7 protein-coding genes and 5 pseudogenes are annotated in these 12,781 nt (G+C 67.6%); 7 read left to right on the top strand and 5 right to left on the bottom strand.

The features are described 5' to 3' along the window. Positions 1 to 18: 18 nt before the first annotated feature. The 4 genes from xfp to MW290_RS03870 are packed head-to-tail and all read left to right on the top strand — an operon-like array spanning position 19 to position 6,810. Entirely contained in the window at positions 19 to 2,448 is a 2,430-nt protein-coding gene (gene xfp / locus MW290_RS03885) for a phosphoketolase Xfp (RefSeq protein ID WP_250195986.1), read from the top strand. Between the two features lie 5 nt (positions 2,449 to 2,453). Beyond that, the gene (locus tag MW290_RS03880) at positions 2,454 to 3,155 is read left to right on the top strand and encodes an ABC transporter ATP-binding protein (protein ID WP_250196580.1); all 702 of its coding nucleotides are present in this window, start codon (positions 2,454 to 2,456) and stop codon (positions 3,153 to 3,155) included. Next, on the top strand, positions 3,155 to 5,653 hold the full coding sequence (locus tag MW290_RS03875) for an ABC transporter permease (RefSeq protein ID WP_250195985.1): 2,499 nt from the start codon (positions 3,155 to 3,157) through the stop codon (positions 5,651 to 5,653). Before MW290_RS03880 ends, MW290_RS03875 begins: the two co-directional genes overlap by 1 nt. After that, positions 5,653 to 6,810 (top strand): hypothetical protein, encoded by a 1,158-nt coding sequence (locus MW290_RS03870; protein ID WP_250195984.1) that lies wholly within the window; start codon positions 5,653 to 5,655, stop codon positions 6,808 to 6,810. Before MW290_RS03875 ends, MW290_RS03870 begins: the two co-directional genes overlap by 1 nt. 52 nt (positions 6,811 to 6,862) lie before the next feature. Here the strand turns inward: MW290_RS03870 and MW290_RS03865 are convergent, their stop codons facing one another. The 3 genes from MW290_RS03865 to MW290_RS03855 form a co-directional block, all read right to left on the bottom strand. Beyond that, entirely contained in the window at positions 6,863 to 7,264 is a 402-nt protein-coding gene (locus tag MW290_RS03865; RefSeq protein WP_250195983.1) for a DUF305 domain-containing protein, read from the bottom strand. Between the two features lie 26 nt (positions 7,265 to 7,290). Beyond that, complete coding sequence (locus tag MW290_RS03860) at positions 7,291 to 7,620, bottom strand: four-helix bundle copper-binding protein (protein WP_250195982.1); 330 nt, start codon at positions 7,618 to 7,620, stop codon at positions 7,291 to 7,293. Between the two features lie 482 nt (positions 7,621 to 8,102). Further along, on the bottom strand, positions 8,103 to 8,288 hold the full coding sequence (locus MW290_RS03855) for a hypothetical protein (protein ID WP_250195981.1): 186 nt from the start codon (positions 8,286 to 8,288) through the stop codon (positions 8,103 to 8,105). A gap of 103 nt (positions 8,289 to 8,391) precedes the next feature. Between MW290_RS03855 and MW290_RS03850 the strand changes: the two are divergent. Then, positions 8,392 to 9,414, top strand: a pseudogene (locus MW290_RS03850) (IS110 family RNA-guided transposase). A 308-nt stretch (positions 9,415 to 9,722) separates the two neighbouring features. Here MW290_RS03850 and MW290_RS03845 read toward each other — a convergent pair. Beyond that, positions 9,723 to 10,028 (bottom strand): annotated as a pseudogene (locus tag MW290_RS03845) (IS66 family transposase); the annotation flags it as partial. A gap of 59 nt (positions 10,029 to 10,087) precedes the next feature. On the opposite strand from MW290_RS03845, the pseudogene MW290_RS03840 reads away from it, so the two are divergent. After that, positions 10,088 to 10,996, top strand: a pseudogene (locus MW290_RS03840) (transposase); the annotation flags it as partial. 39 nt (positions 10,997 to 11,035) lie between these two features. Here the strand turns inward: MW290_RS03840 and MW290_RS03835 are convergent. Next, a pseudogene (locus MW290_RS03835) lies at positions 11,036 to 11,338 on the bottom strand (integrase core domain-containing protein); the annotation flags it as partial. Positions 11,339 to 11,382: 44 nt separating this feature from the next. On the opposite strand from MW290_RS03835, the pseudogene MW290_RS03830 reads away from it, so the two are divergent. Beyond that, positions 11,383 to 12,774 (top strand): annotated as a pseudogene (locus tag MW290_RS03830) (IS30 family transposase). Positions 12,775 to 12,781 lie beyond the last annotated feature (7 nt).

Raw genomic sequence — 12,781 nt, 5'->3', positions numbered from 1 at the left:
CCCCAACCGACACACACCATGAATCACGAGCTTCCCTGGGTCGCCGAGCGCGCGCGGCTGTTCCGCGACAGCGATGCCGACTTCGCACGCTGGGCGCGCGGTTTCGGGCCCATCGTGCACCAGGACCTGACCCAGTTGCGCGTGCACGAGCTCGCGCAGGTGCTGGTCGCCGGAGGGAAGGCCGGCGATGCGGCCAGCGTCTACCGCACGCTGTGGGCTGCGGACCGCCTCGCCGCGGCCGGCATGTGGCTGACCGTGCACATGACCTATGCCGACCGGGTCTATCCCGACGGGCGCGAGATGGCGGCCGGGGACTTCAAGGGAACGCCCGAAGGCCACACCGGCGGCTCGCTGAACATCGTGCCGGCCTACGTCGGCTATCTGGCCGCGAACGCGCTCAGCGGCCTGACGCGCGGCTGGCTGATGGGGCAGGGCCATTGCGTGGCGGGCATCGATGCCTGCAACCTGCTGGCGGGCAACATGACGCCGCGCCACGCCGAGCGCTACGACCGCAGCGAGGACGGGCTGACGCGCTTCGCCCGCGACTTCTACAGCTACGCGATCGACGCGGCCGGGCGGCCGGCGTCGCCGCTGGGCAGCCACGTGGGCCCCAACACCGCCGGCGGGCTGTCCGAGGGCGGCTACCTCGGCTTCGCGGAGCTGCAGTACGTGCACATGCCGCTGCCGGGCGAGCGCCTGGTGGTGTTCCTCAGCGACGGTGCGTTCGAGGAGCAGCGCGGCAGCGACTGGGCGCCGCGCTGGTGGCGTGCCGAGGACTGCGGCTTCGTGGCGCCGTTCATGATCCTCAACGGGCGCCGCATCGAGCAGCGCAGCACGATGCAGCAGCAGGGCGGCCTGGCGTGGTTCCAGCAGCACCTGCGCCTGAACGGCTTCGACCCCATGGAGATCGACGGCACCGACCCGGCCGCCTTTGCCTGGGCGGTGCATGCCATGGAGGAACGGCTCGCGGCCTGCGCGGCGGCGGTCGCTGGCGGGACCATCCAGTACCCGGTGCCGCTGCACTACACCATCGCCGAGGCGCCGAAGGGCTTCGGCTTTCCGGGGGCGGGGACCAATGCGGCCCACAACCTGCCGCTGGCTGGCAACCCGCACACCGACCCGAGCGCGCGGCAGCAGTTCAACGAGGGCGCCCGCGCGCTGTTCGTGCCGCCCGCGGAACTCGACGAGGCGCTGGCCGCGCTCTGCCGCCACCGGGACCAGCGGCGCCCGCTGGAGCGCGACCACCCGCTGGCACACCGGCAGGTCGATGCACCCACGCTGCCGGCGGCGTCATGGCACGCCGTCGGCGCGGGCCAGGTGTCCCCGATGGGGGCGCTGGACGCCGCCTTCGCCGCCATCGTGCAGGCGAACCCGCAGTTGCGCCCGCGCGTCGGCAACCCTGACGAGCTGCGCAGCAACCGGATGGGCCAGACCCTGGACCTGCTGAAGCACCGTGTCTTCGCGCCCGAGCCCGGCCTGGCGGAGGCGGTGGACGGCGCGGTGATCACCGCGCTCAACGAGGAGGCGGTGGTCAGCGCGGCGCTCGGCAACAAGGGTGGCATCAACCTGGTCGTCTCCTACGAGGCCTTCGCCGTCAAGATGCTCGGCGCGCTGCGCCAGGAGATCCTGTTCGCGCGCCACCAGGCGGAGGCTGGCACGCCACCGGGCTGGCTGTCGGTGGTCACCGTGGCCACCTCGCACACCTGGGAGAACGGCAAGAACGAGCAGTCGCACCAGGACCCGACGCTGGCGGAGGCGCTGCTGGGCGAGATGTCCGACACCGCGCGCGTGCTGTTCCCGGTCGACGCGAACAGCGCCGCCGCCGCGCTGCGCGCCGCCTACGGCACGCACGGCCAGTTCTGGACGCTCGTCGTGCCGAAGCGGCCGATGGCGAACCGCCTGACGGGCGAGCAGGCGCAGCGCTTGGTCGACGAAGGCGCCTGCGTGGTCAAGGCCTGCGACGCCCCAGCGGTGCTGCTGGTCGCGATCGGCGCGTACCAGCTGACGCAGGCACTGCTAGCGGCCGATCGCCTCGACGCCGCCGGGCACCGCACCGCGGTGAGCTGCGTGGCCGAGCCCGGCCGCTTCCGGACGCCGCGCGACGAGCGCGAGCGTGCCTTCGTGGCCGCGGACGAAGCGCTGGGGCGACTGTTCCCGACGGCGGCCGTGGCGCGCGTGCTCGTCTCCCACATGCGGCCGGAGGCGACGCTTGGCGTGCTGCGCCGCATCGACACCGGGCCGCAGCGGACCCGCGCGCTGGGCTACATCGCCCGCGGGGGTACGCTCGATGTCGCCGGCATGCTGTTCGCCAACCGCTGCACCTGGGCGCACGTGGCCGCGGAGGCGGCATCCGCGCTCGGCGTCGATGCGGCACAGGTGCTGCGCGCGGACGAGCTGGCCGCCGTGCGGGGGCAGGGCGATCCGCGCACCGTGATGACGGCCGAGTGACGACCATGCCGACGCCCTCCGTCATCGTCCGTGCCGACAAGGCGACCAAGGTCTACCAGCGCGACAGCATCCCGGTGCCCGCGCTGCACGAGACGAGCGTCGAGATCCTGGCGGGAGATTTCGTCGCGCTGGTCGGTCCGTCCGGCTCGGGCAAGACGACGCTGCTGAACCTCATCGGCGGGCTCGACCGGCCGACCAGTGGCCGCATCTGGGTCGGCGACCAGGAGATCACGTCCCTCGGCCGCAAGGCGCTGGCCGAGGTCCGGCTGCGCCACATCGGCTTCGTGTTCCAGGAGTACAACCTGGTGCCGGTGCTGTCCGCGCTCGAGAACGTCGAGTACGTGATGCTGCTGCAGGGCGTCGAAGAGGCGCCCCGCCGCGCCGAGGCCATGCGGCTGCTCGCATCGCTCGGCCTGGCGGGCCTGGAGCACCGCCGGCCGAACGAGCTCTCGGGCGGCCAGCAGCAGCGTGTGGCCGTGGCGCGCGCGATCGCGGCCAAGCCGGTGATCGTGCTGCCCGACGAACCGACCGCCAACCTCGACTCGCAGTCGGGGGCGACGCTGATGGACCTGATGCGCCGCCTCAACGAGGAGCAGGGCACGACCTTCGTGTTCTCGACGCACGACCCGATGGTGGTCGAGCGAGCGCGCCGCGTGATCCGGCTGCGCGACGGCCGCATCGAGGCCGACGAACGGAGGCCGGCGTGATGATCTGGACGCTGGCGGTGCGCAACGTGATGCGCAACCGCCGCCGCTCCGTCATCACGGTGCTGTCGATCGCGGTCGGCCTGGCGGCGCTGACCTTCCTCTGGGGTTTCATCGACGGCATGAACCGCCAGATGATCAACAACACCACGCGCTACTTCGCAGCCGACGCGCAGGTGCACCTCAAGGGTTACCACGACGACCCGAGCCTGGACCGGGCGATCGAGGCCGGCGCGCGCGTGCTCGAGGCGGTGCGTGGCGATCCGTCGGTGGCCGCGGCGACGGTCCGCCTCGAGACCACCGTGCTCGCGAGCCGCGCCGATCGCTCGCGCGGCATCCTGGCCTTCGGCGTCGACCCGGCGCAGGAGGCGCGTGTCACGGACCTGTTCAAGGCGGTGGTCGATGGCCGCGGCTTCAGTGGCGCCGACGACACCGGGGTCCTGATCGGCGAGGGCATGGCCGAGGCCCTGGCGCTGCGCGCCGGCGACGATCTCGTGCTGGTGGGCCAGGCCTACGACGGTTCGGTAGCCAGCGCGCGCGTGCCGGTGCGCGGCGTGTTCCGCACCAAGATCGACGACCTGGACGGTTACGTCGCCGTGATGCCGATGTCGGCGATGCGCGACTTCCTCGCCGCGCCTGAGGTCGTCACCGCCGTCGCGCTGCGGCTGCGCGACCGTGCCGCGCTGGGCGCCGCGGTCGCGTCGCTGTCCGCGCGCGTGGGTGCCGACCACGAGGTGGTGGGCTGGCCGGTGCTGCTGCCCATGGTGGCCATCAGCATCCGCTTCCACGAGGTGATGGGCTTCGTAGTGCTGACGATCTTCTTCGTGATGGTCGCCGCCGGCGTGGCCAACCCGGTGCTGATGGCGGTGCTCGAGCGCACCCGCGAGTTCGGCATCATGCTGGCGCTGGGCACCGGCCAGTCGATGCTGTTCCGGCTGGTCGTCGCCGAGGCTGCAGTGCTCGGCGCCGCGGGGCTGCTGGTGGGCAATGCGGTCGGGCTCGGCGCGACGGCGGCTTTCGGACGTGTCGGCATCGATCTCGGCGCGTTCGAGAACGGGTTGCGGGCGATGCCTGGCCTGGCCGACGTGATCTACCCCGTGGTGCGTGCCGAGCGCAGCCTGGCCATCTCTGCCCTGGTGTTCCTGATCGCGCTGGCCATGGCGCTGTACCCCGCGTTCCGCGCGGCCACCCTCGAACCTGTTGCGGCGATCCGCGGCATCGGCGAGAAGTCCTCGGGCGGCCGGCACGGTGCGCGCGGCGCGATGCGCACACCGTTGCCCGTGTTCGCTTTGATCGCGACCCGCAACCTGCTGCGCAACAGAAAGCGCAGCGCGATCACGGTGTTCGGCGCGGCGTTTGCCATCGTTGCCTACGTGTTCCTCTACGGCTTCTTCGACGGCTTCGGCGAGCAGCTCGTGGACAACTCGACACGCTATGTCACCGGGCATCTGCAGATCGAGCGCGAAGGGCTGCGGCGCGACCTCGCGCCGGAGCTGGCCTTCGATGCCACAGCCGCGCTCGCCGCGGTCCGCGACCAGCCCGGCATCATCGCTGCCGCGCCGCGGGTGCAGGCGCAGGCACTCGTGAGCAGTCCCACGAAGTCGTTGGGGGTCGTTCTGTACGGTGTCGACCCCGCACTCGAACGCGGGCTCACGATCTTGCACCGGACCCTCGTCGAAGGATCGGCGCTTGAGGCCGGCGCGGACCGCGACGTCGTGATCGGGCGGCGCCTGGCCGAGAAGCTCGGCATCCGCCTGGGCGAGAAGCTGGTGGTGATGGCGCCCGGCGCGGCCGGCGAAATTGGCACGTCGGCGTTCCGCGTCCGCGGCATCTTCGCGACCGAGAGCAGTTCGTTCGATGGCGCAATGGTCTTCGTTACGCTGCCGGCGTCCCAGCGCATGCTTGGCCTCGGTCAGCGCGTCTCGTCGGTCAACTTGCGCCTGGCTGACCGTGCCGAGGTCGACGGCGTCGCCGCCCAACTGACACCCCTGTTGGAGAAGGACGGTCTGGTCGCATCGCCTTGGCCTCGCCTGCTGCCGCGGGTGGCGGACATGCTGGGCCTGGTGCGCGCCATCCGTACGGTCATCGTCGCGGTCTTCTTCCTCGTTGTCGCGCTGGCGGTGATGAACACCGTGTTCATGGCGGTGGCCGAGCGCACGCGCGAGTTCGGCGTGATGATGGCGCTCGGCACACCGCCCGACGCTATCGTGCGCATGGTGGTCTACGAGACCGTCGCGCTGATGCTCGTCGCGTCGGTCCTCGGCTACGCGGTCGGCGCGGCGGTCGTCTCGCTGTTCGGCAGCATCGGCCTGGACCTCTCGGGCTTCTACCGCGACTACAGCGCCATCCCCGGCCTGACCGGCATTGTCTATCCGAGGCTGGTCGCAGCGAATCTCGTTGGCCCGGGCGTCGGCCTGTTCCTCGCCAGCGTGGCCGTGTCGCTGTACCCCGCCGTGCGGGCCGCGAGGCTGGACCCGACTGCGGCGATCCGGCACATGTGATGGCCTATCGAGACCGGATCTGTTACTCGGGTGCGACTGCGCTGGTGGCCGTCCTGGCGTTTGGTGCCACCGCGTCCATCGCGCAGCCGCAGCCGTTGGAACTGACTGGGAGCCTGAAGAGCGTCTACCTGCGTTCGAAGGCCTCAACGGGCGAGGACTTCGCGCTCAGCCTGAACCGGCTGCGTGTCGAGGCGAAGGGCGACCTCGCCCCGGGGCTCGCAGTCGACCTGCAGTACGACAACGAGGTGCTGCTTGGCAGCTACCTGGACACAGCGGAGTTCCGCGCGCTCAAGGATCGCCCGCCGCCGCAGTACTGGCGGGCCGACGCGAACTACGTCGAACGCGGTGAGGTGTACGGCCGCCATCGCCTGTACCGGGCGGCCGTGACCCTGACCCGCGGCAACGTCGATCTGAAGCTCGGCCGCCAGCGCATCGCGTGGGGCACGGGCCGCTTCTGGAGCCCGCTGGACATCCTGAATCCGGTGAACCCGCTGGCGCTGGAGCGCGAGGAGCGTGTCGGGGTCGATGCCGCATTGCTCGAGGCCCAGCTCGGACCGCTGTCGCGCGCGTCGCTCGTGGTTGCCCCCGCGCCGGGCCGCGGCCCGACCAGCAGTGCGGTGCAGTGGCACGGTAATGCGGCGGGCGTCGATGCGTCGCTCGTTGCCGGCCGGCTGCTGGGTCTGGACATCGTCGGCATGGACCTCGCCACCCAGATCCGCGACGCCGGCATTCGCGGAGAGGCGGCGCGCCTGCGCCCCCGCGGCGGCCCCGCCTTCAACCGGCTGATGGTCGGTGGGGACTATGCGTTCGCGAACGGGCTCACGTTGAGCGCGGAGCTGTACTACAACGGTGCGGGCTCGCGCGATCCGGCTGGCTACGACAGGGCAGGGCTGCGTTCCGGGCGGGCGGTGAACCTTGCGACCCGCTACACGGGGCTGTACGCGTCGTACGAGATCACGCCGCTGCTGAAGTGGGTGAGCTATGCGGTGCGCAACGCCGACGACCGCAGCCGCGCGATCGACAGCCGCCTCGTGTGGTCGATCGGACCCGCCATGGATCTAACCGTCGGCGTGCAGCACTACAACGGGACCGAGGGCAGCGAGTTCGCGGCGGTGCCCAACGCGGTTCAGCTGCAGCTGCAGTGGTTCTTCCGGTGAGCGCCCGGCTGGCTACACCGCTGCGAACACCGAGGTTCATGCTGCGGACGGCTTACTTGTGCTTGGCCAGCCACTGATCGAACTGCGCAATCTCCTTCTTCTGCGCCGCGATGATCTTCTTGGCCATCGCCTTCATCTCCGCGGACTTGCCATGCGCGAGTTCCATCTCCGCCATGCTCAAGGCCTGCTGATGGTGAATCTTCATCATCCTTGCGAAGTCCTTGTCGACGTCGCCGGACGGCTGCATCTTCTGCATCTCGTCCATGCCCATCATCATCGTCGCCTTCATGTCATGCGCGCCGGCCGCACCCTTGTGCATCTGTCTCATCGGCATGCTGGCCGCCGGGGCCGTGCCGGTGGCGGTCTGCGCGTGCGCCGGGGCAGCTGCAAGCGACAGGACCGTCAACGGCACCAGCGACAGGGCCTTGAGGCGTTGGAGCGACTTGAAACTCATGCTGGTCTCCTGGGTAGTGTTGGTGTTCAGTTCGACATGGCGCCGCAGGCGTCCGCACAACGCTTGCAGGCCTCGGCGCAACGCTTGCAGTGATCCATGTCGTGCTTGCCGCACTCCGCGGCGCAGCGGCTGCATGCCTGCGCGCACAGCGTGCAGATCGCGGTCACCTGCTCGTCGCCCCGGGCGATCGAGGCGACGGCAAGCTGGCAAAGGTCGGCACATTCCAGATCCAGTGCGATGCAATGCGCCATCGGCTTGGGATCCGGCTCGCGCAGGCAGGCGGTGGCGCACTGCAGGCATGCGACGGCGCATTCGTGGCACGCGCGCAGGCAGGCTGCTTCGTTTGGGCTGGGCATGTTTGATTCTCCAAGTGGGTTGACGGGCCCGTACGATCCTCATTCCAGAGGCATCTCGCGGTCGTAAGACAGCGGGGTTGATGGGCGTAGGAGACATTCGTGGTCAGTTGTCAGGCGACACGAGATACTGACCAGGGGGCAGTTCTGGATGTCGCTCGACATCAGTGGCCGGGCAGAGGGCGTTCCCGGCCTTCAGCCTCCCGGGATCAGCAACGGAAGGAGGTGTTGCTGGAACTGGTGATCACCGACATCGTTCGTCGATTAAGTCTTGATCGGGAACCTGTGGGCAATTGAAAGCTTGGGCCACACTTGCCTTCGATGAGGTCCTTGTCAGTCACCACCACGGATTCGAGGTGAGTTGGCCGGATCCATACACTGCTTCGGCGTGGTAGGTCATTAACCTGGACCAGCGGTCCCAAAGGCGCGGCGTTCCACCTCACCTGCGCGGCATCACGAAACGGTGGGCCCGCAAGCAGTGTCGTTTACTCCAGCCGGTCGCGCCATCGGGAGGAGCGCCACAGCCACAGGCCCACGATGGCGAGCGCCGCGTAGTTCAGCGCCATGAACCACGGCGTGGGCCAGGCGATGCCATCGAATCCCCGGTCGGTGATTGGGTAGAGCACCGGCGACGGGTAGTACTCGCTCGAGTGCGTGAACACGTCGATCACGATGTGAGACGTAAGCAATGGGATGGACGCCCCCACCCGTAGACGGCATCGAAGTGCCAAAGTGGGTGTGTCAGCAACTACTCGATCGGAAGGAGCGTCCGCCATGGAGATTACGACGATCGGCCTCGATCTGGCCAAGAACGTGTTCCAGGTTCACGGGGTCAACCAGCGCGGCAAGGCCGTGCTGCGCAAGCAGCTCAAGCGCGACCAGGTTTCTTGCTTCTTCGCGAACCTTCCTCCCTGCTTGGTCGGCATCGAGGCCTGCGCCAGCGCGCACCACTGGGCCCGCAAGCTGCAGGCGCTGGGCCACACAGTCCGGCTGATCGCGCCCCAGTTCGTCAAGCCGTACGTCAAGAGCAACAAGAACGATGCCGCTGACGCAGAGGCGATCTGCGAGGCGGTCAGCAGGCCGTCGATGCGCTTCGTGCCGATCAAGAACGTCGAGCAGCAGTCGGTGCTCTCGCTGCACCGCGTGCGCCAAGGCTTCGTAAGGGCACGCACGGCGCAAGCTAACCAAATTCGTGGCCTCCTCGGCGAGTACGGCCTGGTGGTGCCGCAGGGCATCGCCTACATCGCCCAGCGCGTGCCTTCGCTGGTCGAAGATGCCCAGAACGAGTTGCCGGGCACCTTCCGCCTGCTGATCCAGCGTCTGCTCGACCACCTAAAGGCGCTGCAGGAGCAAGTCGACGCTATCGAAGTTCAGATCAAGGCATGAAACCGTGCCAGCGAGGCCAGCCAGCGTATTGAGAAGGTGCCCGGCATCGGGCCGCTGACCGCGAGCGCCCTGGTCGCCAGCGTCGGCGACGCGAAGAACTTTGACAACGGCCGGCAGTTCGCTGCTTGGCTGGGCGTGGTCCCACGACAGCACTCCAGCGGTGGCAAGCCAACGCTGCTGGGCATGAGCAAGCGCGGTGATGCGTACCTCCGCACAATGCTGATTCACGGTGCTCGCTCCGTCATCTACCGTGCCACCCAGCGAGCCGATGCCGACAGCTGGCTGGTCAAGCTGACGACGCGCCGAAACAAAAACGTTGCGGCCGTCGCGATGGCAAACAAAACGGCCCGGACTGTCTGGGCGCTACTGGCGCACGGGCGAGAGTTTGAGGCTGGCTACGCCACTGCGTAGCAAGACATCGACGACATCTACACGAACAGGAGAACCCCACCGCCGATTGCTCAGGCAACCAGCAAGTTGATGGCACGATAGGTCAGACCGTGGTTGGCACAGCCCGCGCCGGACGAGGCACTTCGAGTGCGTGTATGCGATTGGGCGCCGACCAGCAGAACCCATCAGGGACAGCGAGCTCGTCTCGCATCAGAAGTCCGAATGTACGGGTGCAATCTTTTCTTCGTGCAGAAGTGAGCTGGAAGCTTGGCAAGCCCGGGGGCGTCCATGTACGTCCGGCGAACCCGTCTTGACGACGGGTTCGGAGCTCAGGCCGAGGTGATTGGCTGCCAGTGATGCGGCAGCAGTTCGGTGATCCGGCTAGCCGGTTGTGTTGGCAGCCGCTCGAGCACGTCACGCATGTAGGCGTACGGTTCGAGCCCGTTGAGCTTGGCCGAATGGACCAGGCTCATGACCGCAGCAGCACGCTTGCCGGCGCGCAGTGATCCGGCGAACAGCCAGTTTTGCCGTCCTATCGCAATGGGCCGGATGCGGTTCTCCACCCAGTTGTTGTCGATGGGCAGATCACCGTCATCCAGGAAGCGCGTCAGCGCCACCCAGCGGTTCAGGCTGTAGATGCTATGTGGGTCGGAAGGCGTACAACAGCGCCTTGACCTTGTCGAAGGAGCCCGCCATGTCTACGACGCAAGCAACCCAACGGTCCAAGGAACCGGCCAAGCAAGGCGACCTGTTCATCAGTTTTGAGTTGTCGGACAAGAGCTGGAAGTTGACCGCCGGCGACGGTGGCACCTCCGTCAGCCGTCATACGGTAGCAGCAGGCGACCAGGCAGGTGTCGCTGATGCGATCGTTCGTGCCGGCAAGCGGTTGCGGACGAGCTCGCGCGCCAGGGTGCACAGCTGCTACGAAGCAGGGCGCGACGGCTGGTGGCTACACCGATGGCTGGGCGAGCTTGGGGTCGACAACATCGTCGTTGACGCAGCCAGCATCGAGGTCAACCGACGCGCCCGGCGCGCCAAGACAGACAGGCTCGATGGCGACAAGCTGCTGACGATGCTTGTCCGGCACCACCGGGGCGAACATGTGTGGTCGGTGGTGCGTGAGCCAACTCCCCGCCAAGAGGACGAGCGGCGAGAGCATCGTGAATTCGAGCGATTGACTCACGAGCGCACGTCACACACCAATCGCATCGGAGCGCTGCTGGTGTTGCACAACCTGCGTCCGAACGTACGCATTGGCGGGCGCGACTGGAGCAACTGGTGGTCGGCCCATTGTGAAGCGCTTGGGCAGAAGCTGCGTGCAGAGATTGAGCGCGAACTGGCGCGCCTCGAGCTGGTCAAGCAACAGGTTCGCCAGATCGAGGCAACGCGCAGGGCAGAGGTTCATGATGGCCGACAACCCACCGTCGCACGGCTCATGCAGCTTGTCGGCGTCGGCGAGAGAGGTGCTTGCGTTCTGGCGCACGAGATCTTCGGTTGGCGTCACTTCAGTAATCGGCGTGAGCTTGCTGGGTGTCTTGGTGTGGCACCGACGCCGTACGCCAGCGGTGACAGCCATATCGAACAGGGCATCAGCAAGGCTGGCTGAACCGCCCCGGGTATCGCGGAGGCCCGTTGGTTTAAGTCAGACAGTCGCGGCCTGACCAGCGCGTTGTCGATGGTAGTTGGCCTCGAACTCGGCCGGCGGGATGTAGCCCATGGGCTCCATCAGTCGATGGTGGTTGAACCAAGCCACCCATTCCAGCGTCGCCAGTTCCACCGCTTGCTTGGTCTTCCAGGGCCCCCTCCGGTGGATGACCTCGGCCTTGTAGAGCCCGTTGATGGTCTCGGCCAGGGCGTTGTCGTAGCTGTCGCCCTTGGACCCCACTGAGGGCTCAATGCCGGCCTCGGCCAAGCGCTCGCTGTAGCGGATGGACAGGTACTGGGCGAATTCAATCGGTCATCGCAACACCATCACACCAAGGAGTTGAGATGGGAAAAGCGAAGCATGGACGTTGCAAGCGTGGAGTTCGCTCAGCGCTCGGCTCGATAGGTAGGCCCGGTGTTGGCACCAAGGAAGTCCGGCAGCGATTTTGGCGTGAGATCGCGGTTGGCCTGTCCAGCGAGAAGGCTGCTGAGCTTGCTGGCGTCTCACCTGCCGTCGGCGCGCGATTGTTCAGGCAAGGTGGCGGGATGTCCGATGTCTGCCTTGACGTGCCTTCCGATCGATTCCTCAGCCTCGCCGAGCGCGAGGACATTGCCTTGCTGCGAGCGCAAGGTCACGGCGTCCGAGAGATTGCCCGGCGCACTGGTCGCCACGCGTCCACGATTTCACGCGAATTGCGTCGCAACGCAGCCACGCGCAGCGGGTATGTCGAGTACCGGGCGACGGTGGCGCATTGGCATGCGCAGCGCCGCGCCAGGCGTCCCCGCACCGCCAAGCTGGCGGCCGACTCGCGCCTCAGGGCATATGTACAAGAGCGCCTCGAAGGCGCAGTCACCTCGGCCGACGGCCAACGCATCGGGCCCCATGTTGTTTGGTCGGGGCGACGTCATGGACCGCGTCAGGATCGCCATTGGTCTCTCGCCTAGAGCCCGCAGCAAATCGCCAATCGTCTGCTCATCGACTACCCCGATGACCCGAGCATGCGGATCTCGCACGAGGCGATCTACCAAGCGCTATACATCAAAGACCGTGGTGGCCTGCGGCGGGAACTCTGCACATCTCTCAGAACAGGGAGGGCGCTACGCGTGCCTCGCGCCCGCGCCAGAGCTCGGGGGAAGCAGTTCGTGACCACGCAGGACCTCATCGACCAGCGCCCAGCGAACGTGGAACAGCGCGGTGAGCCTGGACACTGGGAAGGCGACTTGATCATCGGCTTGGACAGCTCCGCCATCGGCACTCTGGTCGAGCGCAAGACGCGGTACACCAAGCTGATGCACTTGCCTCGCCAAGCTGGGTTCGGTGGCGCACCATTAAAGAACGGTCCCGCGCTGGCAGGGCGCGGTGCCGAAGCTGTACGACTGGCGATCACGTCAGCGTTGATGCCACTGCCGGGCAGGCTACGCAAGTCGTTGACCTGGGATCAAGGGTCTGAAATGGCCCAGCACCAACGCCTGCGTCACGAGACCGGCATCCGGACGTTCTTCTGCGAGCCGCGAAGTCCCTGGCAGCGCGGAACCAACGAGAACACCAACGGACTGCTGCGCCAGTACTTCCCCAAAGGTACCGATCTGAGCCGATACGCCGCGGCAGCGCTTCAAGCTGTGGCAAACGCCCTCAACAACAGACCGCGCAAGGTGCTGGGCTGGCGGACGCCAGCCGAGATGTTCGAGAGCTTGGTATCGTCCGCGCACCTCAACGGTGTTGCGACGACCGGTTGAACCCGGG

It is taken from the genome of Aquincola tertiaricarbonis (genome assembly GCF_023573145.1).
Classification (GTDB): domain Bacteria; phylum Pseudomonadota; class Gammaproteobacteria; order Burkholderiales; family Burkholderiaceae_C; genus Aquincola; species Aquincola tertiaricarbonis_B.
This window is presented reverse-complemented; position numbering and strand designations above follow the sequence as displayed.